General features: G+C 55.0%; 20 protein-coding genes and 1 pseudogene. 12 read left to right on the forward strand and 9 right to left on the reverse strand.

The features are described from left to right. Positions 1–79: 79 nt before the first annotated feature. The 3 genes from FA92_RS08140 to FA92_RS08150 all read left to right on the forward strand — a co-directional run bounded on the left by FA92_RS08140 (position 80) and on the right by FA92_RS08150 (position 3066). A complete protein-coding gene (locus FA92_RS08140; protein WP_013357848.1) occupies positions 80–487 on the forward strand; it encodes a DUF2231 domain-containing protein in 408 nt (135 codons plus the stop codon). Between the two features lie 12 nt (positions 488–499). Next, a complete protein-coding gene (locus tag FA92_RS08145; RefSeq protein WP_033783080.1) occupies positions 500–1801 on the forward strand; it encodes a sorbosone dehydrogenase family protein in 1302 nt (433 codons plus the stop codon). A gap of 632 nt (positions 1802–2433) precedes the next feature. Next, positions 2434–3066, forward strand: a complete 633-nt coding sequence (locus FA92_RS08150) for a DapH/DapD/GlmU-related protein (protein ID WP_033783082.1) — start codon at positions 2434–2436, stop codon at positions 3064–3066. A 44-nt stretch (positions 3067–3110) separates the two neighbouring features. Here the strand turns inward: FA92_RS08150 and FA92_RS08155 are convergent, their stop codons facing one another. Together FA92_RS08155 and FA92_RS08160 are read right to left on the reverse strand one after the other, a co-directional pair. Further along, the gene (locus FA92_RS08155; RefSeq protein ID WP_033783084.1) at positions 3111–3377 is read right to left on the reverse strand and encodes a hypothetical protein; all 267 of its coding nucleotides are present in this window, start codon (positions 3375–3377) and stop codon (positions 3111–3113) included. A 225-nt stretch (positions 3378–3602) separates the two neighbouring features. Continuing rightward, positions 3603–4750, reverse strand: a pseudogene (locus FA92_RS08160) (MFS transporter). 189 nt (positions 4751–4939) lie between these two features. On the opposite strand from FA92_RS08160, the gene FA92_RS08165 reads away from it, so the two are divergent. Both FA92_RS08165 and FA92_RS08170 read left to right on the forward strand, forming a co-directional pair. Further along, positions 4940–5395 (forward strand): helix-turn-helix domain-containing protein, encoded by a 456-nt coding sequence (locus tag FA92_RS08165; RefSeq protein ID WP_033783086.1) that lies wholly within the window; start codon positions 4940–4942, stop codon positions 5393–5395. Between the two features lie 236 nt (positions 5396–5631). Then, positions 5632–7062: a cytosine permease gene (locus FA92_RS08170; RefSeq protein WP_033783088.1), complete on the forward strand. Its 1431-nt coding sequence runs from the start codon at positions 5632–5634 to the stop codon at positions 7060–7062. A gap of 111 nt (positions 7063–7173) precedes the next feature. Here the strand turns inward: FA92_RS08170 and FA92_RS08175 are convergent, their stop codons facing one another. Both FA92_RS08175 and FA92_RS08180 read right to left on the reverse strand, forming a co-directional pair. Beyond that, entirely contained in the window at positions 7174–8496 is a 1323-nt protein-coding gene (locus tag FA92_RS08175; protein ID WP_033783090.1) for an MFS transporter, read from the reverse strand. A 190-nt stretch (positions 8497–8686) separates the two neighbouring features. Then, entirely contained in the window at positions 8687–9691 is a 1005-nt protein-coding gene (locus tag FA92_RS08180) for a GT-D fold domain-containing glycosyltransferase (protein ID WP_033783092.1), read from the reverse strand. 665 nt (positions 9692–10356) lie between these two features. On the opposite strand from FA92_RS08180, the gene FA92_RS08185 reads away from it, so the two are divergent. Beyond that, positions 10357–12714 carry a membrane-bound PQQ-dependent dehydrogenase, glucose/quinate/shikimate family gene (locus FA92_RS08185; RefSeq protein ID WP_033783093.1) on the forward strand — a complete coding sequence of 786 codons (2358 nt, stop codon included), beginning with the start codon at positions 10357–10359 and terminating at the stop codon, positions 12712–12714. A 255-nt stretch (positions 12715–12969) separates the two neighbouring features. Here the strand turns inward: FA92_RS08185 and FA92_RS08190 are convergent, their stop codons facing one another. Then, positions 12970–14001, reverse strand: a complete 1032-nt coding sequence (locus FA92_RS08190; RefSeq protein WP_033783094.1) for an NADP-dependent oxidoreductase — start codon at positions 13999–14001, stop codon at positions 12970–12972. A 231-nt stretch (positions 14002–14232) separates the two neighbouring features. On the opposite strand from FA92_RS08190, the gene FA92_RS22550 reads away from it, so the two are divergent. Further along, positions 14233–14631 carry a VOC family protein gene (locus FA92_RS22550; RefSeq protein WP_072008957.1) on the forward strand — a complete coding sequence of 133 codons (399 nt, stop codon included), beginning with the start codon at positions 14233–14235 and terminating at the stop codon, positions 14629–14631. Then, positions 14613–15281 carry a glutamate racemase gene (locus tag FA92_RS08200; RefSeq protein WP_234366540.1) on the forward strand — a complete coding sequence of 223 codons (669 nt, stop codon included), beginning with the start codon at positions 14613–14615 and terminating at the stop codon, positions 15279–15281. The genes FA92_RS22550 and FA92_RS08200 overlap by 19 nt, the downstream gene beginning before the upstream one ends. On the opposite strand, the gene FA92_RS08205 is transcribed toward FA92_RS08200, so the two are convergent. Further along, positions 15274–16023 (reverse strand): DeoR/GlpR family DNA-binding transcription regulator, encoded by a 750-nt coding sequence (locus FA92_RS08205; RefSeq protein ID WP_033783096.1) that lies wholly within the window; start codon positions 16021–16023, stop codon positions 15274–15276. The genes FA92_RS08200 and FA92_RS08205 overlap by 8 nt on opposite strands. An 83-nt stretch (positions 16024–16106) precedes the next feature. On the opposite strand from FA92_RS08205, the gene FA92_RS08210 reads away from it, so the two are divergent. Beyond that, positions 16107–16691, forward strand: coding sequence for an NUDIX domain-containing protein (locus tag FA92_RS08210; protein WP_033783097.1), 585 nt, complete (start codon positions 16107–16109; stop codon positions 16689–16691). Positions 16692–16733: 42 nt separating this feature from the next. Here FA92_RS08210 and FA92_RS08215 read toward each other — a convergent pair whose 3' ends face one another. Together FA92_RS08215 and FA92_RS08220 are read right to left on the reverse strand one after the other, a co-directional pair. Next, a complete protein-coding gene (locus FA92_RS08215; protein WP_013357863.1) occupies positions 16734–17834 on the reverse strand; it encodes an NADH:flavin oxidoreductase/NADH oxidase in 1101 nt (366 codons plus the stop codon). Between the two features lie 180 nt (positions 17835–18014). Then, positions 18015–18764 (reverse strand): SDR family oxidoreductase, encoded by a 750-nt coding sequence (locus FA92_RS08220; protein WP_033783098.1) that lies wholly within the window; start codon positions 18762–18764, stop codon positions 18015–18017. A gap of 152 nt (positions 18765–18916) precedes the next feature. Between FA92_RS08220 and FA92_RS08225 the strand changes: the two genes are divergently transcribed. Continuing rightward, positions 18917–19840, forward strand: a complete 924-nt coding sequence (locus FA92_RS08225) for a LysR family transcriptional regulator (RefSeq protein WP_033783099.1) — start codon at positions 18917–18919, stop codon at positions 19838–19840. Between the two features lie 14 nt (positions 19841–19854). On the opposite strand, the gene uraH is transcribed toward FA92_RS08225, so the two are convergent. Continuing rightward, entirely contained in the window at positions 19855–20277 is a 423-nt protein-coding gene (gene uraH / locus FA92_RS08230; protein ID WP_033783101.1) for a hydroxyisourate hydrolase, read from the reverse strand. Positions 20278–20646: 369 nt separating this feature from the next. On the opposite strand from uraH, the gene FA92_RS22330 reads away from it, so the two are divergent. Beyond that, entirely contained in the window at positions 20647–21810 is a 1164-nt protein-coding gene (locus FA92_RS22330) for a thioredoxin domain-containing protein (RefSeq protein ID WP_081917123.1), read from the forward strand. Between the two features lie 301 nt (positions 21811–22111). Further along, entirely contained in the window at positions 22112–22627 is a 516-nt protein-coding gene (locus FA92_RS08240) for an O-acetyl-ADP-ribose deacetylase (RefSeq protein ID WP_033783102.1), read from the forward strand. The last annotated feature ends 973 nt before the right edge of the window (positions 22628–23600 follow it).

The raw sequence follows: 23600 nt of genomic DNA on the forward strand, positions 1-23600 counted from the left end.
TTTACAGGCGCGGTGTCGGTTGCTCTGAGCAGCGCGACATCTGACCTGGTCCGCATTCACGTTAAAAATGGAGAGAAACATGCGCAATACCCTGGGAAGATCGGCGTTTGCCGTGACGCTGTATGCTCTGCTGGAGCCGGTGCCGCTGGGCTTTTTTGTGGCGGCCTGGCTGTTTGACATTCTCTACATGCAGACCTTTGTGCAGTTCTGGACGGATGCCGCAGGCTGGCTGATTGCGCTGGGACTGATACTGGCGATCGTGCCACGTCTCATTGCACTGGTTTATCTGTTTCGCGGCAGTGACAGCGCGGAAAAGGGCCATTTCTGGCTCTGGCTGGTGGCCATCATCATCGCTATCGTCAATGCGTTTATTCACAGCCGTGATGCCGCCGCAGTGATCCCGCTGGGCGTAACGCTCTCGACGCTGGTGGTAGCGCTGCTGCTGCTGGCGAATGTGCAACTTGCGTTACGTCAGCGTAGCGCTTAAGGAGGAGCCACCATGAACATACCGCATAAAACGCTGCTCGCGCTGACCCTGACCACTTTCCTGGCAGGCTGTGATGATGGTGCGCTGGTCGATCCGCAAAAGCAGATCGGACCCAATCCCGAACTGCCGCAGGCGCAGAATTTCTTTATGCCGCCGATGCAGGTGCCGGAAGGCACGCCCTGGAAAGCCGGTGAAATGCCAAAAGTGGCTGATGGCCTTAAGATTGAGAAGATTGCTGAGAATCTGCAGCATCCGCGTCAGGTCTACGTGCTGCCAAACAATGATGTGCTGGTCGCGGAATCCAATGGCCCGCCAAAACCGACCACCCGACCTAAACAACTGATCATGGGCATCGTCCAGAAAGCGTCAGGCAAGGGCGGCGCAGGCGGCAACCGTATTACGCTGCTGCGCAACGTCAATGGCAAATGGGAGCAGCATCGATTTATCGAAAATCTGCACTCGCCGTTTGGTATCCAGCTGATTGGCAACACGCTCTACGTCGCGAATGCTGACAGCCTGGTGAAGTTCCCCTATCGCGAAGGTGACACGGAGATCCGTACTGCTCCTGAAGAGGTAACGGAGCTGCCGGGCGGACCGATTAACCACCACTGGACCAAAGCACTGTTAGCCAGCCCCGATGGCAGCAAGCTCTATGTGGGCGTTGGCTCCAACAGTAACGTCACCGAAAACGGCATTGGCGCAGAGTATCGCCGGGCAGCGGTACTGGAAGTGGATGCGGCCAGCGGTGCCAGCCGTATCTACGCCAGCGGACTGCGCAATCCGACCGGCCTGCAGTGGGAACCGCAGAGCGGCAAGCTGTGGGCTATCGTCAACGAGCGTGATGAAATCGGCTCCGATTTGGTGCCGGACTACCTGACCTCGGTACAGGATAAAGGTTTTTACGGCTGGCCCTATAGCTACTTTGGTCAGCATGTGGATACCCGTGCCGAACCGCAGCGTCCCGACCTGGTTGAGAAGGCGATCAAGCCCGATTACGCCCTGAGTTCGCATGTAGCGCCGCTGGGCCTGCTGTTCTACGGTGGTGATAATATGCCGCAGTACCGTGGCGGTGCGTTTATCAGCGAGCATGGCAGCTGGAACCGGACGCCGCTGAATGGCTACAAAGTGGTGTGGGTGAAATTTGAGAATGGCAAGCCGGTGGGGCAGCCGCAGACGGTGGTTTCGGGCTTCCTGACGGACGATGAAAAGCAGGTGCGTGGTTTGCCGGTCGGTCTCGCCAGCGATAAACAGGGCGGCGTACTGATCGCTGACGATGCAGGGAATACCGTCTGGCGTATCAGCGCCGCGAAGTAAATTCTGCGCGGATTGGGTTATCGCCGTAAAACAGGCATAAAAAAAGGATTTGGCATCGCGCCAAATCCTTTATTTTTTTGTTCGCTACCCGGCTGGTAACCGCGCTGCGAACGAGGTGCTCAGCACTCTCCACAAACAAGATTGTAAAATGTGCGGCTAAGGATTTCAAGTTTCGCCAAAATACTGTATGTTTATACATGTGTTGAGTGTTGAGCATCGCCTCATTGTCGACTGGCCGCTCCCAGGGGCACGGTTTTAAAAATCCCGGCAGGCATCAGGTGGTGCTGGCCTGTGGCTTTAACCATGAGTGCCGCTCAGCCCTCTCCACAAAGATGTGCTCAGGCACCCGGCGGGTAGAGTCAAAGCCCTGGTTGCCGAATAGCGCGCTCCTGAAAAAGGAGAAGGAAAGTGATGGAACTGACTAAGCTGATTCTGGATCTAATCCGGGTCATCTTGCAGATCATCGTTGCCCTTATGCAACTGACCGGTCACGCAGGTTAACCGGAACTTGAAACAAGGCGGAGCTAACCACTCCGCCTTTTTTCTGTGTCAATTCTCTGTCATTAAAGGCGGGTAAGGTGGTGCGGCAAAAGCACGCCGCCGGGGTGCTGCTTATCCTGACAGGGAGTAATATGTCCATTGCCGCCGTTATGCCCGCCCGATTAGCCCATACCTGGATTGATGACAGTGTACGCATGCGGGAAACCACCGTAGGTCAGCAGTGCGAGATTCTGGCGCACAGCGTGCTGGAATACAGCGAGCTGGGTGACTTCTCCTATGTGGGTGAGCACTGCTGTCTGGCCGACACCCAGGTGGGACGTTTCTGCGCCATTGCCAATCAGGTGCGGATTGGTGCGCCGAATCATCCGATGGACCGCGCTTCGCAGCATCGCTTTACCTACTGCCCGGAGTATTACCATCCCGATGCGCGGCGCGATCAGGGCTTCTTTGCTGCCCGTCGTGCCGACCGGGTGGTGATAGGCAATGATGTCTGGATCGGGCACGGCGTGATTGTGCTGCCCGGCGTGACTATTGGCGATGGTGCGGTGCTGGCCGCGGGCGCAGTCGTAACCAAAAACGTTGCGCCCTACAGCGTGGTGGGCGGTGTTCCGGCCCGGCCATTGCGGGTCCGGTTTACGCCTGCGATTGCCGCCCGCCTGCAGCGCATTGCCTGGTGGAACTGGCCACTGGAGAAACTGCTCGCGAATCTGCCCGACTTTCAGCACGGCGATATTGAAGCGTTCTGCCAGCGTCACGAAGGTTAATCATCCTTCTGGGCCATTCTCCCGCTGACTGAGGGCGCACCGGCCTATTTAAAAAAGAGCAAGCCCGCCACGCTAAGCAGTCCCAGGGTTAATACGACAAACACTTCGCCGCGGGCAAAAGCATTCTCCCGGTGCTGCTCGTCATTTCGAATATCATGAAAACGCGCCAGCGCACGCTTTTCATCAGGGGCGGTGACTTCTTCAAACTGTTTCTCGTAGCCGCTCAGTGCCAGCTGAGCCGCGCCCGCGCTGTCGCTTCTCTCCAGCGCAGTAATCTGGTGACCCTTTTTAAAAAAACAATACTCCGGCATGTGCTCCTCCTGGAACTGGGTGGCTGTGAGAAATAACCTATATGAACCGGCAGGGCGTTGTATACCACAGTCTTCAGGCAGCAGGTTCAGACGTCGCCTGGCGGAGGGCGTGCCTGTCCCGCAGGGCAACTATCACGCACTGCGTCGCGCCTCGGCCCGTGGCATCCGGGAGAGCGCCACCGGGCCATCGGTAATGAGGAAAAGGGTCAGCAGACCAGGATCATTTTATGATTGACGCGCTCTGCACCCGCAGAGAAAGGCTGAGGCGCTGACGGCTGCCCCGGCATAACAGACAGCCTGCCATCCCCAGTGAGCGTAAAGCTGAGTCGCCGCGATGGCCCCCAGCGCACTGCCCAGCGAGTAAAAGCACATGTACGCACCGACCAGACGACTGGCCGCTTCGGGGCGGGCAGTGACGAGCAGGCTCTGATTAATCACGTGCACTGTCTGAACAGCGAAATCGAGCAGGATCACCCCGAAAACCAGCAGCAGTAGCGAACTTTGAAGTGCGGCTATCGGCAGCCAGGAGAGGGTCAGCAGCACCAGGGCTAAGCCGGTGGCACGCTGGCCCCATCCCCGGTCAGCCCAGGCGCCTGCTCTGTGGCCGCCAGCGCACCGGCCAGGCCCGCCAGTCCGAACATCCCGGTCTGAGTGTGTGACAGTGACAGGGCGGTCAGCGGCAGCACCATCGACGACCAGAGCATACTGAAGGCCGCGAAAATCAGCAGCGCCAGGATGCCACATTTGCGCAGATGGGGTTCTGAACGGAATAGCCGCAAAACTGACAGTATCAGCAGCGGGTAAGCGGTGCGCTGCGTCTGGCCGGTTGAGGCGGGCAGCACTTTTACGAGTACCAGCGAGATCAGCAGTAACAGGCAGGCGGCTGTCAGAAAAACCGCCCGCCAGCCCGCCAGATCGGCAATCATCCCGGAAACAAAGCGCGCCAGCAGGATGCCGATTACGATGCCGCTGGTCACGCTGCCGACCACCCGCCCGCGCTGCGCGGGCGATGCCAGCATGGCGGCCCAGGCCACCATCAGCTGTGTGACCACCGCCATCAACCCCACCAGCAGCATCGCGCCCAGCAGCGTCATCAGATCGGGCGCGAAAGCCGCGGCGGTTAATGCCAGCACGGAAAGCAGTAGCTGGATAACCACCAGTTTTTTGCGATTCACACAGTCGCCCAGCGGCACCAGAACGATCAGCCCGATGGCGTAACCGACCTGCGTAGCCGTCACCACTGTGCCAATGGTGCCAGGGGAAACATTCAGGCTGGCGGCTATCGATTCCAGCAATGGCTGCGCCGAGTAAACATTGGCGACCGCCAGCGCAGAGATCAGTGAGAACATAAAGATCATCCGGGGCGTAAGCATCAGCGTCGCAGCGGGCGGCAAATCTGATTCAGACGGACAAGTCTTGCCAGTCGTTATGGTCATAACAGCGCCTAAGTGGTTTTTATTTGAAACCGGGTTGCAACATAATTATCAGCAGAGGTTTTTTTTTGCAACTTCTTTTCCGGCTGGCTAAGCTGGCTTCATCAGACAGGCAAAGTGAGAGAAAACATGGCTAAGCAGGAATCCCTGAGAACCAGTGAGTGTCCGGTTGCCAGAACCCTGGAATCAATTGGGGAACGCTGGTGCCTGATGATCGTGCGTGAAGCCTTTGATGACGTCCGCCGGTTCAGTGAGTTTCAGCGCAATCTGGGGCTGGCAAAAAATATCCTGGCGTCGCGCCTGAAGCAGCTGGTGGAGATGGGGGTATTTGAGATTGCGCCAGTCTCCGATGGCAGCGCCTACAACGAATATGTCCTGACTGAGAGAGGCCGTGCGCTGTTTCCGGTGGTAGTGGCTATGCGCCAGTGGGGCGAGCGCTATCTGTTTGAGAAGGGCGAGACGCACTCGGTGTTGCTGGATAATGCAGAAGGCAAGCCGCTGCCGCGCCTGGAGGTCTGTTCCTCAACGGGGCAAAAACTGGGCCCGGCAGACTGTTATCGCCAGCGGGTAGTCGCGGAAGGCTAATTGTCAGAGAATTTACGCCTCTGCACTCTCTGAATCTGGCAGGCCTGACATTCCACGCGATCCCAATCATCATTGTCAGCCTGTCGATATCATCACATTTTCCAATGACAGGCTGCCTTGTAACTTGTCGATGCGCATGACATTCTCGCTGATTGTATAGACATGTATCTTCAACCATGAATCGGGAACTTCACCTTTTCAGTTAACGCGTCTCTCACTGTTTCAGCGAGGAATCTATGTCGGTCAAAACATCTGCAGCAGACTATTCAGGCGCAGAGAAACAGCGCCTGTCAGAAACCCGTTCCATTGATTACATCCCGTTGCGCGAACGCCATGGCCATCCCTTTAGCCAGTTTACACTCTGGTTTGGAGGCAACCTGCAGATCACGGCCATTGTCACGGGTGCGCTGGCCGTGGTGCTGGGTGGCGACGTTGTATGGTCGCTAATCGGCTTACTGGTGGGTCAGATTCTGGGTGCAGCGATCATGTCTTTGCATGCTATCCAGGGACCGCGCCTGGGTTTACCGCAGATGATCACCAGCCGTATGCAGTTTGGCGTCTTTGGTGCCGTTATTCCGCTGGTACTGGTTTGCATGATGTATGTGGGGTTTTCAGCCAGCGGGACAGTGTTAGCGGGACAGGCGCTGGCTAAACTTATCCATGTCAGCAATTCAGCCGGGATGATCCTGTTCAGCATCCTCATCGTGATCATTGCGGTGCTGGGCTATCGCGTCATCCATCAGCTGGGGAAAGTAGCGAGCATTATCGGCGTTTTAGCCTTTGCTTATCTGTTCATCACGCTGTTCTCTGCGCATGACTTATCCGCCGTTTGGCAAAATCAGCACTTCACCGTGGCGAATTTCCTGCTGGCGGTCTCCCTTTCTTCATCATGGCAGATTGCCTTCTGTCCCTACGTCTCGGACTATTCGCGCTATTTGCCAGCTGATGTCTCTGCAAAGAAACTGTTCAGCGCGGTCTTTTTCGGCACCGTGCTTGGTACGCAGGCTTCAATGACGCTGGGGGTGATCGTCGCGGCTATTGCCGGTAGTGCGTTTGCAGGTAATGAGGTGGGTTACATCGTGAGCATGGGCAGCACGGCGACTATGGCGATGGTGATTTATTTCGCAATTTGCTTTGGGAAAATCACCTTTACCACGCTGAATGCGTACGGCAGTTTTATGTCACTGACGACCATCGTGTCTGGCTTTCGGCAGCAAACCACGCTGAGTCGGGGCGCACGCATTCTGTTTGTGGTGCTGATGGTGGCGCTGGCCTGCGTCATTGCTCTGCTCAGTGAACCGGCCTTCCTGAAATCCTTCACCCACTTCCTGCTCTTCCTGCTGGCTTTCTTTGTGCCCTGGAGCGCGATCAGCCTGACCGATTTCTATCTGATCACCAAAGGCAGGGTCGATGTCCCTGCGCTGTCTCAGCCGGATGGACGCTATGGACGCTGGAATCTGGCCGGTATCACCGTCTATTTCCTGGGGGTGGTGGTGCAACTGCCGTTTATTGATAATCCGCTGCACCATGGCTCGCTGACCTGGATTTTTGCCGGCAATGATGTCTCGTGGATCATCGGCTGGTTTGCGACGGCGCTGTTATGGCTATTCGCCAGCCGCTGGGATCGTCGTGGCAGACCTGAACAGTCAATCTATACCGCTATGTGAAAAGGTAAAAGCCGCCATGAAAGGCGGCTTTTGTTCCGGGTTGAATGTGTGATCGGCAGGGTGTCAGGCTAAGCCGCAATCCGTCATGCCAGGGAATCTTCCTGCCTGAGATTACGCCGCCGAAACATCCGCCGCGCCAGTCTGTGCTTCGGCCACCAGTGGCTTTTCTGGCTGCAGCAGCGTCATCGCCAGCATGCTACCGAAGGCGATGACTGCAGTGACGGTAAACATCGCGTTGTAACCGTAATATTCCGCCAGCCAGCCGCAGAGCATCGGAGAGATAATTGCCGCCAGGTTGGCTATAGCCAGCGTTATGCCGCTGTAGGTGCCGACCGACGCTTTCGGGGTGACATCAATCACTACCGACCAGTAGACATTATTCACCAGCGCATTCAGCGCATTGCCCAGCGTCATCAGTGCGATAATCCCGGCAGCCGACTGCACGTAGGGGATCGCCATAAAGCAGCAGGCGGTGCCACACAGCGTAACCGCCGCAAACAGATTGCGCGCCAGCCGCAGGTTGCCGAAGCGGGCCAGCAGGGCATCGGCAATACGGCCGCCCAGCAGCACGGTGATGCAGGCGCCACTCCAGGGGATCATCGCCACGTACCACAGCGAGTGCAGGTCATAATGGAAATTATCCTGCAGATACTTCGGCATCCAGGTCACCAGGGTAAAGGTGATGTAGAGAAATGAGAAGTAGCCCAGCGCGTTGCAGACCAGCGTGCGGCTGGTAAAGAAGCGACACCAGGGCAGGGAGACGCTGTCGCCTGCGCTGCGGCGCTGACCGCGCTGGATCAGTGTGCGTTCAGCGGCATTGGTGTGAGGGCTCTTTTCCGGGCTGTCGCTGAAGGTGCGGGCAAACAGCGCCATCGCCAGCAGGGAGAACACTCCGAGCAGGATAAACATCATGCGCCAGTCTTGGGTCAGCAGCAGCAGGCCAACCGCAATCGGGGCGGTCAGCAGCGCGCCAACCTGGGTTGAGAGCAGGCCAATGCCCAGCGCAAAGCCGCGCTCGTTGTCGGGTGCCCAGTGGGCAATCGCCTTGTTCATCAGCGCATAGGCCGGGCCTTCAGAAAAACCAAACAGGATGCGCAGGGCCGCAAAGCCCATAATGGCGGAGCCGCCAAACAGCGCCATGCCCAGTTCACCTGCCCAGGCGGTGGCGATCTCCAGCAACGACCAGAGCACACCGGCCAGCAGCCAGACTTTCTTCGTGCCGATCCGGTCGGCAAGGAAGCCGCCACACAGCGAACCAAACAGATAACCGAAGCCAAAGTAACCCAGCACCGCGCCGAGCTGGACTTTGCTGAAGTGGTACTCTGCCGCAATGGCGTTGGCCGCAAATGACAGGGCGCCGCGATCGATGTAGTTGATCAGGGCGATCAGGAACAGCAGTGAAAATATAGTGTAACGGTAACGGCTGGATGTCATCTCACGTCTCCTGATTAAGTTTCTCAGGAGAGCCAAAGCAAGATTAATGCCGGAAAAGAGGTTCATCCGGCAAAACCCGGGCTGACAGAGGCTGCGGGCTGCTGAGCCTGCGCTTAACGGGTTAACTGATCCCGCTAATTATTCGCCTGCGCATCAATGCGGTGCAGTCATTGCCTGTCGGTGGTGAACCTCAGGCGGCGTTATGATGCGTGCTGCTGACGTGGGGCAGCGGGATAACCACGACTTCCGTTTCCGCCATGGTTTTATTCTGTGGCGTTTCGCCAACGTGCTGCAAAATCTGCCGCTGATATGTCGCATCAGCGACTGTTGTCTGTTCACTCAGCAGTACGCCCGCTTCATTAACATTTTTTCCTGCCACTTTTACTTTGCTGGTGGCACTGGCCAGCATCCACTCATATTCAATGTCGACATGGCCGCTATCAATACAGCGAATTCCGCGCTGACTTAAATCATACGCCAGCACGGTTGCCGTCGGGCCTAAAGAAATTAAGACCAGGTCAAAGTTGACTGCATTCGCTAATACCGTATCGAAGAGACGATCATAAACGGAAAAAGCATTACGGTTCAGCGTCGTAATGCGTTTAATTTCACTGGCCCCCTCCAGTAAATTATTGCCTAATCCCAGACGTGTGCCACTGCCTTCAACAATTAATACCCGGCGACCCTGGTAGAGCTGTTTAAATTTATCGAATATCGTCCTGGATAATTGTTTGCTTTTATAATCGTGATAAGGGCGGGTAACGGAGGTATTGCCATACTGGTACTGATGATTCAGCAGAGCATCATAATGTTTAAAGTAAAATGATTTATGGAAGAACCAGAACAGGGCCGATCCATTTTTCATATTGCGGGTGGTGCGAAAAGCATCTGGCAGGCAAATCAGACAGTTCGGGTTGTCCTGAGGCGCCTGCTGCAGCAGCGCCTTGAGCCTTGCCGACAGTTTTGGGTCAAATGGCTGAAAGCCAATGTTTTTATACCAGGTCATCTCCAGTTCCCCGTCGCCGTAACGGGCCAGTGATAATTGCGGTTTACGTAATAGCAGATCGATAGTTTCTTCTATCGACATGACGGAATAACGTTTAACCCGTGCCTGAGCGGCAGGATAGCGAATGGCCGCATTAATAAATTTAAACGGGAAACGAAACTTACGATAAATAGCGTTAAGTGCGGACATAGTTAGCCTTGGGTTATTGCTGTCAGTGAAAAAACCGCCTGCTGGCCGGATAAATTTTTATAAGAGTGATGATATATATCACAGATAAAAGTCGGGTCGGGCTACGGAATGTCTTAAAACGTTTTATTCAGCAGGATCCCTTTCATTATTAATCTATTCCTTGCTGAAGGCAGCGCTAAAAAATAATGGCAGAGCAAAGTCAATTGCCCGAGTTAATAATCTGAAAATCATTGAAACCGCATGAGCACTGATAACCGGACGGTTTAAAACAGTAGCGCACTAAGTTTTCTGATTTTAGCATTAAGAGTTGTTGCAGAACCGGGTTAATAAACCATTATGCTTATTTGATACTCGTTATCCCTGTCTGATAACCCTTAAGCTGGCGTTCATGAAGCGCGGCCGGTCTGTTAATTATTCGCCTTTGAACAAAAGGTGCGATAACTCCCGGCCTATCGTTAATTTTTTGTGATGAATATCGCGTATTTGCCCCTTAGGAAAGTAAATAAAGCAGTCTCAGCGCCCCTGAAGTCGACATTTTTAATAAATATTTTTAATGGGTTACGCTTATACACGTTTTTACATATTTCTCACGTAAGTTAAGATCTCGTTGAATTTATGTTTCCAGTTTAACTTTCTGATGACCGCTAATGACCCGAGGATGGATCATGATAAATAAAATAACCAGTGTAATCATGGTGATATTTGCTATCGCCCTGATTTACATGGGAGGACAACTTCTGCTTGCAGGAGGCAGCGCGTTCTATGCGTTGATGGGGGTGGGCGTTCTGCTCAGCGCGATTCTGCTGATGATGAATAAACGCAGTGCACTGACGCTGTATGCGCTGCTGATGTGGATCACGCTGTTCTGGACGATCTGGGAAGTGGGCTTCGATAAGTGGCAGTGGATCCCGCGCGGCGACCTGTTTGGTGTGCTGGGTGTCTGGCTGGCTCTGCCGTGGGTGGTTCGTCCTCTCTATCAGGGACAGCGTCGCTTCCATCCTTTCCTTGGCGGCTCCGTGGTGCTGATGGTGCTGCTGGTGACTGGCCTCTGCTTCTACGATCCGCTGCCGCAACAGGGCACCATCAATACCCAACGTAACAGTTCCGCGACCGGCGGTGCTGCTGAAGAGTGGAACGCCTATGGCGGGACCACAGATGGCCAGCGCTTCTCGGCACTGAAGCAGATCACTAAAGATAACGTCAAAGATCTGGAAGTGGCCTGGACCTATCACACCGGCGATCTGCGTCAGGGTGATGATGCAACCGAGTACACCTTTGAAGCAACGCCGCTGAAAGCCAACGGCATGCTCTACCTCTGTACGCCGCACAACGAGGTTCATGCTCTTGACCCGGAAACCGGTGCGGTGAAGTGGAAAACAGCGCCGGATAAAAACCGCTCTTATCTGCAGCAGCACCAGACCTGCCGTGGCGTGAGCTACTTCGATGCCGGTCAGCAGGCGGAGCAGCAGACAGGCGCATCTCCGGCAATCTGCCGCAAACGTATCTTCAATGCCACCACCGATGCCCGCCTGCTGGCGCTGGATGCCGACACCGGCAAGCCCTGTGCTGAATTTGGTGACAACGGCGTGGTAAACCTGCGCGCCAACATGGGCGAGGTGCGTCCGCATGCGCTGATGCAGACTGCTGCACCACTGGTGGCAGGCAATCTGGTGATTGTTGGCGGTTCTGTGATGGATAACGGCTTCAACAGCGGCAACCCATCGGGTGTCATCCGTGCCTATGATGCCGTTACGGGTCGTCTGGTGTGGAACTTCGATCCGGCTAATCCGGATAACACCGCACCGGTCGCCGCAGGCGCAACCTATCCGCAGGATACCCCGGTCGCCTGGGCTACGCTGAGCGCCGACCTGAAAAACGGCCTGGTCTATGTGCCGTTTGGTAACGCCTCGCCGGATGAAATCGGCATTGAACGCGATCCTGCCAGCAATACCGAAAAATTCCGTGATGCGCTGGTGGCATTGGACTTGAAAACCGGTGCGTTCAAATGGCGTTATCAGAGTTCGAACCACGACCTGTGGGATCGCGATAACCCGTCACAGCCGTCGCTGGTAGACATCAACTATCAGGGCAAACCGCAACCGGCGGTGATCCTGCCGACCAAAACCGGCAACCTGTTTGTGCTGAACCGCCTGACCGGTGAGCCGGTTTACCCGGTAGAGCAGGTTAAGGTCTCTACCGATGGCATTAAGGGAGAGCAGTACGCGGCGACCCAGCCGGTCTCCAGCCTGAACTTCATTCCGCAGCCGCTGACTGAGAAGTCGATGTGGGGCATTACGCCGTTTGACCAGATGGCCTGCCGCACGACCTTCCGTGAACTGCGTTATGACGGTAACCCGTGGACGCCGCCAACCGAGAAAGGCTCGCTGATCTTCCCGGGCAATATCGGAGTGTTTAACTGGGGTTCCGTGGCGGTTGATCCACAGCGCCAGATGCTGATTGCGGCACCGGTGCGCCTGGCCTACAAGTACAACCTGATCAAGCGCACGCCGGAAACCGAAACTCAGCGTACCTTCACCAAAGATGGCACACCGTACTGGAATGAGAACTTCCACGGTGACTACGCTATCCACATCCAGCAGATGGCATCGGGGCTGGGTATTCCCTGCATCGCGCCACCGTGGGGACGGATGGTGGGTGTGGATCTGACCACCGGCAAAACCGAATGGCTGCGTCGCGTTGGCACCACCAAAAACCTCAAGACCAGCTTCCTGCCTGGCCGTTTCCCGCTCGGTTTCCCGATGGGGATGGTGGCGCACGGCGGACCGCTGCTGACAGCGGGTGACCTGGTGTTCCACGGCGCAACGGCAGATAACTTCTTCCGTGCTTACGACAGCACCACCGGTGAGCTGCTGTGGCAGACGGAACTGAGCGCGGGTGCACAGGCCACGCCATCAACCTTTATGGGCAAAGATGGTAAGCAGTATGTGGTGATTGCCGCAGGCGGCCATGGCTCGCTTGGCACCACGGCGGGCGACAGCGTTGTCGCGTTCCGTCTGAAGTAATTATGACCTGCTGAGCGCCGCCCTGGCGCTCAGCGTTATTACGCGCTCACCAGGCAAACTTTCCTGCGATATCACGTCTTCACTTTTTTCCTTCTGAATACATTTACTGCTAAGCGTCGCCAGCGACAGGTGTGCCTGATTTGCGGGAGAGTCTTTGGGTTACGCGCGGGCCTGAGGCCAGAGAGGTCATACTGCGGGGATAGGGATACTGCATTCAATGCAGCGTGCCACGTCAGTGACGTGGCACGCTAACCATTATGCGCCGACGTTCACCACGGTTTTACCGAAGTTTTTACCATTCAGCATATCGATAAACGCCTGTGGTGCGTTCTCTAACCCTTCAATCATGTGCTCGCGATAGTGGATTTTTTTGCTCTCTACCATAGGACGCATCGCCTCCAGGAACTCCGGATAGCGGTCACCGTAATCCTGGAAGATGATAAAGCCCTGCATACGGATACGGCGCTTCAGAATGCCCGCCATGATCAGTGAAGTTCTGTCCGGGCCTTCTGGCAGTTCGCGCTGGCTGTAAGCGGAGACCAGGCCACAGACCGGTACACGCGCGGCAGTGTTAAGCAGCGGGAATACCGCATCAAACACTTTGCCACCCACATTTTCGAAATAGATATCGATGCCATCCGGGCAGGCGTTTTTCAGCTGCTCTTCAAAGTCGGCACTGTGGTGATCGAGGCAGGCATCAAAGCCCAGCGTATCGACCGCGTAACGGCATTTCTCTTCTCCGCCCGCGACACCGACGACACGACAGCCTTTCTGCTTACCTAACTGACCTACTGTTGCGCCTACCGGACCGGTTGCCGCGGCGACGACCAGGGTTTCACCCGCTTTCGGCTGACCGATATCCATCAGGCCCATATAGGCGGTAAAGCCTGGCATGCCGAGAATGCCCAGCGCCCATGACGGATGCGGCAGATCGTTGCCCAGCTTCGCAATTTCTTTGCCATCGGAGACGGCATACTCCTGCCAGCCACTCTGTGCCAGCACCCAGTCACCGGTTTTAAAGTTGCTGTTTTTCGATTCGACGACCTGACAGACAGTGCCACCGACCATTGGCTGATCCAGCTCTGCCGGCGCGGCGTAAGATTTACCGTCGTCCATCCGGCCACGCATGTAGGGATCGAGTGAGAGGTAGATAGTCTTCAGCAGCACTTCGCCTTCTTTGATTTCCGGGATGGGCTGCGCCACATGGCGGAAATTCTCTTTGGTCGGCTCACCGTGAGGGCGTGAAGCCAGTAACCAGGCATGGTTCTGGGTTGCTTGTTCAGTCATATTGTCTTCCTTTTATAGCCGGGCGATGCACTGGGCATTGCCATATGAATACCGGGAAAGTGTAGATGACTGCAGCGGGAATGCATTTAGCGCTGTGAGCGATAAGCGGATTTTGCGTCATTTGCAAATACGGTCGTTTGATGGAACTGCCTGGGCGGTTGTTAGTATCCAGGATCACAGGAAGCGCTGAAGAGTGTGATAAATACCAGTGAACTGAACAGGGAGAGAACCATGACTACTCAGCATTTGCGTATTGCCCGACCTGTGACTGATCTGAAACAAAGCAGTCAGATCTATTGCCACGGGCTGGGGTTGCAGGAAATCGGTGAGTTTACCGATCATCAGGGTTTTAGTGGTGTGATGCTGGGCGCGGAGGGATTGGGCTGGCATCTCGAATTCACGCTCTGTCATACCCATCCCGTCCGGCCATCGCCAACGGAAGACGATCTGCTGGTGCTTTACATTCCCCACCAGCCAGACTGGCTGTTTCGTTGTACCTGTATGGATGACGCAGGCTTCCAAAGGGTGCCATCCTTTAATCCTTACTGGGATCAGCGGGGCGTGACATTTATCGACAAGGATGGTTATCGTGTCGTTATCCAGCATGGCTTGTGGCAACCCACACGCTGACCCTGCACACATCAGAAAAGGAACTCACCCTGAATATTCTTTGCTTCCACACCGCTGCCAGCAATATCGCGATCTTTGATGATGCCGCCAGCGGACTTACGCGTGACAGCTCGCCGCTAAATCACCTGGTGATGCCTTCGCTGCTGGCCGAGGCGGAACGCAGCGGCGGGATGACGGCGGAGTTACGCTGCCGTATCGCGCAACTGATCAAAGCAATGCTGCCGCAGTTTGATGCCGTACTGATTACCTGTTCCACGCTGGGACCGGTTGCCGATGATTTCTCCGTGCAGGATCGGGTCATGCGCACCGACGGCATGTTAGCGGCGGCATTGCGGCGTCATACGGGGCCGAGGGTGGCGCTTTGTGCGGCAGAATCAACGCTGGCGGCGACGCGGGCACTTTTCTGCCAGCCCGGCAGCCAGACAGAGGTTGCGCTAGTGGAGGACGCATGGGCGGCGTTTAAAGCGGGGGAGACAACACGCTATTTTGCCCTGATCGCGGCAGCCGCAGAGCAGGCGTATCAGCAGGGCGCCGTTGCGGTGGCCCTGGCGCAAAGCTCAATGACGCCGGTTGCCCAAAAGTTTCCCGCGCCCCGACGACCACTGACCGGCCCGCATCTGGCTTTGCAGGCCTGCTACGATCTCAGATGATCGTTACGCTATGCTGGCTCAGCGCCTGTTGCAGCGCGTCGTCCGGCTGCGTTTCTACAACCAGCGTGCTGGCCAGCGACAAGTCGCCAATGGCAAACGCTGAGGCAGAATTCAGCTTTTCGGCTGACGCCAGCACCACGGTTTCGGCTGCACGTCCTGCCAGCGCACGCTTCACCGTCGCCTCTTCGAAATTACCGGTAGTCAGTCCGGCAGCCGGATGCACACCGGTAACGCCCATAAAAAAGAGATCGGCATTAATGCGATTGATCGACTCCAGCATCGATGCACCTACGGTCACCACTGAATGCTTATAGAGCTGTCCGCCAATTAGTATGATCTCCACCAGTGGATAATTGGCTAATGCCAGCGCCACGCTGGGACTGTGGGTGACGGCGGTAAAGCTCAGCGTTGCGGGTAACTGTCGCACCAGTTCCGCGCTGGTGGTTCCGCCATCAATCAGTACGATCTGTCCCGGCTGGATCAGCGAAACCGCCTTTTGGGCAATGACCTGCTTTGACGCAGTCTGCACGCTTTTGCGTGTTTCAAAGTTGCCCAGCGCAGCGGAAACCGGCAGCGCACCGCCATGCACCCGCTGCAATAAACCTTCCGCTGCCAGCTCACGCAGGTCACGGCGGATAGAGTCCTCAGAGAGGTTGAAGCGCTGGCTGAGGTCGCGCGACTGCACCTGTTTTTCCTGAGCGAGCAGGGCAAGGATTTTCTGTTTACGCTGGCTGGATAGCATCTCTTTCCTTTGCGTGTTTTTTCTTGAATATGCACGATTTTGCATGATAGCGTGTGGGCTGTCTACTTATCCTGGAGAGCACCATGCAGCAGAACCAATCCCGTGTGCGCATCATCAGTGAGCAGTTGCTGTCAGATAACTGGTATACCCTGAAGAAATATACTTTTTCGCTGCTGCGCCGTGATGGCCAGTGGCAGGAGCAGAGCCGTGAAGCGTATGACCGGGGCAACGGCGCAGTCATCCTGCTCTATAACCGCGACAAACGCACGGTAGTGCTGACCCGGCAGTTTCGCTTTCCGGTTTTCCTCAACGGGCATGATGGATTTCTGATTGAAGCGGCCGCGGGCCTGCTGGATAACGCCTCGCCGGAAGCGCGCATTGTTGCTGAAGCGGAAGAGGAGACGGGTTTTCGCGTCAGCCGCGTTGAGAAGGTGTTTGAAGCCTTTATGAGCCCCGGTTCGGTGACGGAAAAGCTTTACTTCTTTATTGCTGAGTATGACGACCAGCAGCGCAGCGGTGAAGGCGGCGGGATAGCGGAAGAGGGTGAGGATATCGAGGTGCTGGAGATCGGTTTCGACCAGGCGTTGCAGGCGATTGACCAGGGTGAGATTGTGGATGCGAAAACCATCATGCTGCTGCAGCATCTGCGACTCAAAGGCATTTTATAAGAAAGCGGGCAGAGCGCCGTCTATGCGTTCTGCCCGTAAAGCTTACTGATCCTGCGTCAGAATGCCTTTAACATCGTGCGGTTCAGAGCGCAGATACTGCGGCGGAACCTGAACTTTACCTTCCAGCACAGCCGCGGCGTGCCATGGCCAGCGTGGATCGTAGAGAATACCGCGTGCCAGAGCGACCAGATCGGCATCTCCCTGCTGAAGCACACCTTCCGCCTGCTGCGGTTCCGTAATCAGGCCAACCGCAATCACAGGAATCGACACCTGTTCGCGGATATCGCGAGAGAATGGCACCTGATAGTTTGGCCCGACGCTGATTTTCTGATCTTCCGACAGACCCCCACTTGAGACGTGGATATAAGCGCAGTTCAGCGCTTCCAGCTCACGTGAGAAGGCGATCGACTGCTTAATTTCCCAGCCGCCTTCAACCCAGTCCGTAGCGGAAATGCGCACGCCTACCGGCACGGACGCGGGTACGGCTTCACGGACGGCTTTGAACACCTCAAGCGGGAAGCGCATACGGTTTTCCAGCGAACCACCATATTCGTCACTGCGCTGATTCGACAGCGGCGACAGGAACTGATGCAGCAGATAGCCGTGTGCGGCATGGACTTCGATCAGCTCGATGCCCAGGCGTACCGCGCGATGGGCGCTGTCGACAAAGGCTTGTTTTACCCGCTGCAGATCGTCAATGCTCATCGCCAGCGGTTTCACTTCACCCTCGCTGTAGCTCACAGCTGACGGCGCCACGGTCTGCCAGCCGCCGGCATCTGGCGCAATCTGCTTACCGCCTTCCCAGGGCACGGCGCACGACGCTTTGCGGCCCGCATGGCCCAGCTGAATACCCACCGGAATAGAGGAGTAGCGGCGCACATCTTCCAGCACCGTTTTCAGCGCAGCTTCATTGTCATCATTCCATAAGCCCAAATCGCCAGGGGAGATACGACCAATGTCCTCGACGGCAGTGGCTTCGATAATCATCAGACCCGCGCCGGAAAACGAGAGCTGACCAAGATGGATACGGTGCCAGGCAGTGGCATTACCCGCTTCAGCGGAGTACTGGCACATCGGCGCAATCACAATGCGGTTATCCAGCGTAAGTTCGCCCAGTGAGACAGAAGAAAAAAGTTGGCTCATGTTATCTCCATGGTGTTATGACGGACGTGACAGGCAATAACTATAGCGGGGGATTGACCGGGCGGGATGATTGCAACGTGACTTTTTATGACTGCGGCTGGGCTTAGCTGAGTACACCGCTGCGCTTAGCCTGCGGGATGCAGACCCCGCTGCCATCGCAACAGGGTCTGTTATCAGCACTCAGACCTGCGCCATTCCGCCATCGACAAACAGCTCTGTCGCATTAATAAAGCTGGCCGCATCAGACGCGAGAAAAGCAACGGTTCTGGCCACTTCCTGTGGTTCTCCCAGACGGCCAAGCGGTATCTGTGCGGCCAGCGCATCAAACAGGCCCTGACGCTGATCTTCACTGACCAGATCGCCCAGCCCCGGCGTGCGGATAGGGCCGGGACTGACGACATTAACCCGGATGCCGCGATCTTTCAGATCCAGCGCCCACGAACGGGCAAAGTTGCGCACCGCCGCTTTACTGGCACTGTAGACGCTAAAGGCCGCTGTACCCTGCGAAGCAGCGGTTGATCCGGTCAGAATCACGGACGCGCCATCAACCAGCAGAGGCAGGGCTTTCTGCACCGTAAAGAGCACACCGCGCACGTTGGTGCCAAAGATCCGATCAACGTGCTCTTCAGTAATCGCGCCCAGCGGCAGCATGTCGCCGCCTCCGGCGTTGGCAAACAGAATATCCAGCCGTCCGGCCTGCGCCGCAATGCGCGAGTAAACGTCGTCGAGATCGTACGGTTGAGAGGCATCGGCCCGGATGCCGCTGACGGTTCCGCCGATTTCAGCAACCGCAGCATCCAGTTCCGCCTGACGCCGGCCGGTAATAAACACCTGCGCGCCCTGTGCCGCCAGTTCCCGTGCGGTGGCCAGGCCAATGCCGCTGGTTCCGCCTGTTATCAGCGCAATTTTTCCTGCAAGTGATGCGTTCATTAGCGTTTCTCCGAATGGTGGCATTGACAGATTTATCTCTTCCCGGTCAGCGGGGCTGCCGGACTGATGGCTACTGTAAAAGAGCAGGATTGACGGATAAATCCACAAAAATGAAAATGACTATCCACGCTGGTGGATAATAGGGGACATAAATGGATCAGCTGCTGGCGATTAAAGCCTTTTCACGGGTAGTGGAAAGCGGCAGTTTTACCCGCGCGGCGGACTCGCTGAACATGCCGAAAGCCACGCTGAGCAAGCTGGTTCAGGAGCTGGAAGCGCATCTCTCCATCAGACTTCTGCAGCGCACGACCCGACGCGTGACCGTTACCCCGGAGGGGCGGGAATACTATGAGAAGGCACTGCGTATCCTGCACGATCTGGAGGATATCGATGCCTGTTTCAATGCGCTGCGCAGTAAGCCGCGCGGGCATTTACGTGTCGATATCGGCGGATCGACCGCGCGGGATATCCTGATCCCGCTGTTGCCTGACTTCTTTGCCCGCTATCCGGACATTACGCTCGACCTTGGCGTCTCCGATCGCCCGGTTAACCTGATTAGCGATAACGTTGACTGTGTGATCCGTGGCGGTCCCCTGGCTGACTCTTCACTGGTCGCCCGACTGATTGGTCACGCCACGCTGATCACCTGCGCGACACCCGCCTATCTGAAAGCGTCTGGCGTGCCTGCCTATCCTGATGAACTACGTAACGGGCACCGGCTGGTGAGTTACCTTTCGCCGCAAACCGGCAAGCCATTTCCGCTACGGTTCGAACGGCAGGGAGAAAAAGTTGAGATCACCAGTGCGCATCGCATTGGCGTCAATGAGAGTAACGGGCATCTGGCCGCGGGACTGGCAGGGCTGGGGATTATTCAGACGTTCAGCTATTCGCTGTCTGCGATTCTGCGGCGGGGTGAGATGGTGGAGATCCTGCGCGACTGGCGTCCCGCGGGCTATCCGTTTCATCTGGTCTATCCGCAAAACCGGCACGTGACGCAACGGTTACGGGTCTTCATTGACTGGCTGGTGGCCAGTTTTCCGGAACGTGTCGCGGGAGAGGGGGAATCCGGCACCTGAGTGCCGGACGGTCATCAGTTGCCGCGATAGGTGGAGTAACCAAACGGGCTCAGCAGTAACGGAATGTGGTAGTGCTCACCGTTCGCTTCCATGTTGAACTCAACCGGGATCTCCGGGAAGAAGGTCTTCTGGTTGCTCTTTTTATAGAAGTCACCGGTTTTAAATACGACGCGGTAGCTGCCTGCGCTGGCCGTTTTGTCCTGCGGGAACAGGGCGCTGATACGACCGTTGTTATCGGTGACGCCTGACGCCAGCTTCACCCAGTTATCCTGCTGTTTCTGATCCAATTCAACTTCAATACCGGCTGTTGGCTGGCCAGTCTGCAGATTAAGAACGTGCACGCTCAGCGGGTTTTTCGCGGCAGCCGGCTGGGCTGCGACAGCGGATGCGCCAGAGGTCATCAGTAATGTAGCAATCAAAGCATATGAAGTTTTCATCAATGTTTCCTTTATTGACTGTTTGAGGTCGTGTGACAGTGCTGAGAGAGTAATGTGCCGGAGGTCAAAGAGATAATTCGTCGAGGGAAATGTGAAATTTCTGAGAGAGGGATGTGACTTTAGTTACATCATACAGATACTCTTTCAATATATTGTTCAGCATCAATGCAGTTATAGCTCACCACGAAAAAGGGGCTCCAGGTTAAATTTCCCTTACATCCCGCAGAGAAAGCAGGGCGGCAACAGGTTTAAATCGGTTTTATATGACGCGAGTCAAAGAGTTACAGAACCCACTAATGAAAATACCCAGCGCGGCGCTGCCGACATCGCCATCACACGTGAGTAATCCCACCTTCAGGACGACAACCAATGAGAATGAATAAACTGGCGCTGGCCATGATGTTACTGGCTGGTGCTACCAGCGTTTCGACGGCAATGGCGGCAGAATCAACGGCTGCTGGTCCCGCTGTGAATACCCTTATCCAGCCGGATCAGCAGCCAGCCAGTTCTGAAGCGCCAGCCGTTACAGCAACTCATGAGGCATCGCAGCAAGCGGATGATTCTGTGGCGACGACGCCATCCAATCCGGGTTCGGCAGAGCAGCCATCTGTTGCGGCTGTGCCAGAAGCCAGTGCCGCTCCGGTATCGCAGGAAGCTGCGGCTTCTGCGCCGGTTCAGCCACAGCCTGAGATCGATCAGCCTTCACCGGTTATTAATCCGTCTGCTGAGGCCGCTTCCGTGGCAGAAAAGAGTGAGCCACAGCCAGCAGTAACTGATATGGATGCCACACAAAAATTCTCGCAGACGCCAGTTGCTGAACCACCGTTTACGCCAGAACAGGAAGCGCGTATTGGTGAGCTGGCGAAAGCTTATCTGTTGAAGCATCCTGAATTACTGATTGAAGTGGATCAGAAACTGCAAAAAATACAGTATGATGAGCAAATGAAAGCGATGACCACAGCAGCCATACAGCATCAGGACGAACTGCTGAATGATAATACCGTGCCTGCTATCGGGCCGGAGGATGCAAAAGTCGCGGTAATAGAATTTTTCGACTATCAATGCAGCGTCTGCGCGCGTCAGGCACCGCTCATTCAATCGCTGATGAAAAATAATCCTCAGGTACGCTTTATCTTCAAAGAGTGGCCCATTTTTGGTTATCGCTGGAAACCCTCTTTCCAGGCGGCCGAAACCGGATTACGAATCTGGCAGCAAAAGGGCGGCGATGCCTATATGAAGTACCACAATGCGCTTTTTGCCAGTGGTCATGTCGAGGGCGCGCTGACACAGAAAGATATCACCAAGGCAGCGTCTGCAGCCGGTGCCGGTAAGTTAAAAAGCAATGATATGCTCGGCACATTGTCCCGTACGGATATCCTGGCGAAAAATACCGGTTTTCAGGGAACGCCAGCAATGATTGTTATGCCTCTGTCAGGTGCGACTGCAGAGACGGTGACGATTTACCCAGGCGGTGCGATGGAAGAGATGTTGCAGTCGGCGATTAATAAAGCCCTGGGGCAGGCAGGAAAATAAATCGATGTCTACAACAGGGTGCCGGAAGGACGATGATAATCCTTCCAGCTTTTTTTATTTTTTGTCTCATTCTGACTGAGAAAACCTGCGTTTTTTGGCGTCATTGACAGATCGCAGCCAATGCATCCCCTTAATATCTTTGTGCATCCCTGGATTGCTGACACAAGCGTCTGTATTGGCTCAACCTCGCTTCACCAGATGCAGTCTATATTTGAATACGGCGCAAATTTTCAGTTGTGACAATAAAGAAAGGCTAACTCTGCAGGTTCGGGCATAAAACGAAAGCAAAACGTGGGATCAGATGAAAAAAATAACTGTAATTCAGGGTGATATCACTAAGGTCTCCGCAGAGGCGATTGTTAATGCAGCCAATTCTTCGTTGCTGGGTGGCGGTGGTGTAGATGGCGCAATTCATCGCGCAGGCGGACCTGTGATTCTGGCGGAGTGTCAGTTAATCCGTAACCGTCAGGGTGGGTGCAAGGTCGGTGATGCCGTAATAACTGGCGCAGGTAATTTGCCTGCGGATTATGTCATCCATACTGTTGGCCCACGCTGGAGCGATGGACGACATGACGAAGATGAACTGTTGAAACGTGCTTACCAGAGCTGTTTTAAACTTGTCGACTATCACGGTATTAAAACGGTCTCGTTTCCCAATATCAGCACAGGGATTTATGGTTTTCCTAAAGAACGTGCCGCGACGATTGCCTTAGATGTCATTAAACATTGCATCGCTGAGAACCGCACACTCGAGAACGTTTACTTAGTCTGTTTCGATGCAGAGAATTACGATCTCTATCTTAAGCTGCTTAACTGATAATTCGCATGCGAAGGTCAGGGGAGGCGTCTTTTCGTCAGGGCATTTAAATCTGCCAGAAGAGATGCAGGCTGAAAGAAGGAATTAAATACCTTATTTAACATAATATACATTATGCGAATGATCATTACGGCCTGAAGTCTGGCGGTATTTTGTCTGGCCGGCTCTCCATTTCTGTTGATTCTGGCTGTTAGCCACATTGCAGCAAATCTGTCTGAAAGCCACGACACCCGCCTGAGCATTCAGCGCCACGCTCTCTGGTCCGCGACGATCATAAAGTTTACTGGCTTTCCTCGCTGCACAGTTTCTGCAACAACTTCTCGCGCGCTTCTTATCAGTTCTCTCTGCTGCCTGAGATTTGCAGGCCGACAACAAGCTTTACCTTCTGCAACTGACCGAATGCATTGCTCAGGCTCATTCAGAGACTGCTGTCTGTTCGAACGCCTGATGTATCAGACCGTTATCACCGATTTCATCTGATAAATGCATTTTGCCTTTGTACCATGACGTCGCTACGCAAAAGTTATCGCCATTACCCTTGCTGATGGTCACAGAAATGCTGTAGATGCGTCTCCACATACTCTCGCATTGGCAACGTTAAAAAAATGGCCTTAAACACGCCGATGCACATCACGCTCTGTTTACTCCGCAGGTCGCTACGTAAATCCTGAAACAATCGAAAAAGCTGTGTAACCTTGCTGCCAGGAAACGACTTTGTGGTCAGTCGCATGCTGACTGATTCAGCACTATCAATGTCACGCAAACAAGAGGCAAAAAGTCCCTGCTCTGCCTGACTGTCAAGCCGGTGTTCACGCTTCATTTCAGTGTGTCAGTAAATAAAAGCGTAAATGTTCACGCGATACAATCCATTGTTTTATACAAAACCTGAATAATGCCCCGCGATCAGAAAATAACTTTATCTCTCTTTTCTTTTAATGACATAGTTAAAAATAGCGATGTATCCGTATGCTAA

This window comes from Pantoea sp. 9140 (genome assembly GCF_000745295.1).
GTDB classification, from domain to species: Bacteria; Pseudomonadota; Gammaproteobacteria; order Enterobacterales; family Enterobacteriaceae; genus Pantoea; species Pantoea vagans.

Bases quoted from the DNA above. Each gene is read 5' to 3' on its own strand.
- FA92_RS08205 (WP_033783096.1), bottom strand. From the start codon at position 16,023: ATGCTATCCAGCCAGCGTAAACAGAAAATCCTTGCCCTGCTCGCTCAG.
- FA92_RS08220 (WP_033783098.1), bottom strand. From the start codon at position 18,764: ATGAACGCATCACTTGCAGGAAAAATTGCGCTGATAACAGGCGGAACC.
- FA92_RS22550 (WP_072008957.1), top strand. From the start codon at position 14,233: ATGACTACTCAGCATTTGCGTATTGCCCGACCTGTGACTGATCTGAAA.
- FA92_RS08240 (WP_033783102.1), top strand. From the start codon at position 22,112: ATGAAAAAAATAACTGTAATTCAGGGTGATATCACTAAGGTCTCCGCA.
- FA92_RS08185 (WP_033783093.1), top strand. From the start codon at position 10,357: ATGATAAATAAAATAACCAGTGTAATCATGGTGATATTTGCTATCGCC.
- FA92_RS08140 (WP_013357848.1), top strand. From the start codon at position 80: ATGCGCAATACCCTGGGAAGATCGGCGTTTGCCGTGACGCTGTATGCT.
- FA92_RS08170 (WP_033783088.1), top strand. From the start codon at position 5,632: ATGTCGGTCAAAACATCTGCAGCAGACTATTCAGGCGCAGAGAAACAG.
- FA92_RS08145 (WP_033783080.1), top strand. From the start codon at position 500: ATGAACATACCGCATAAAACGCTGCTCGCGCTGACCCTGACCACTTTC.
- FA92_RS08155 (WP_033783084.1), bottom strand. From the start codon at position 3,377: ATGCCGGAGTATTGTTTTTTTAAAAAGGGTCACCAGATTACTGCGCTG.
- FA92_RS08165 (WP_033783086.1), top strand. From the start codon at position 4,940: ATGGCTAAGCAGGAATCCCTGAGAACCAGTGAGTGTCCGGTTGCCAGA.
- FA92_RS08150 (WP_033783082.1), top strand. From the start codon at position 2,434: ATGTCCATTGCCGCCGTTATGCCCGCCCGATTAGCCCATACCTGGATT.
- FA92_RS08175 (WP_033783090.1), bottom strand. From the start codon at position 8,496: ATGACATCCAGCCGTTACCGTTACACTATATTTTCACTGCTGTTCCTG.
- FA92_RS08215 (WP_013357863.1), bottom strand. From the start codon at position 17,834: ATGAGCCAACTTTTTTCTTCTGTCTCACTGGGCGAACTTACGCTGGAT.
- FA92_RS08225 (WP_033783099.1), top strand. From the start codon at position 18,917: ATGGATCAGCTGCTGGCGATTAAAGCCTTTTCACGGGTAGTGGAAAGC.
- FA92_RS22330 (WP_081917123.1), top strand. From the start codon at position 20,647: ATGAGAATGAATAAACTGGCGCTGGCCATGATGTTACTGGCTGGTGCT.
- FA92_RS08190 (WP_033783094.1), bottom strand. From the start codon at position 14,001: ATGACTGAACAAGCAACCCAGAACCATGCCTGGTTACTGGCTTCACGC.
- FA92_RS08210 (WP_033783097.1), top strand. From the start codon at position 16,107: ATGCAGCAGAACCAATCCCGTGTGCGCATCATCAGTGAGCAGTTGCTG.
- FA92_RS08180 (WP_033783092.1), bottom strand. From the start codon at position 9,691: ATGTCCGCACTTAACGCTATTTATCGTAAGTTTCGTTTCCCGTTTAAA.
- uraH (WP_033783101.1), bottom strand. From the start codon at position 20,277: ATGAAAACTTCATATGCTTTGATTGCTACATTACTGATGACCTCTGGC.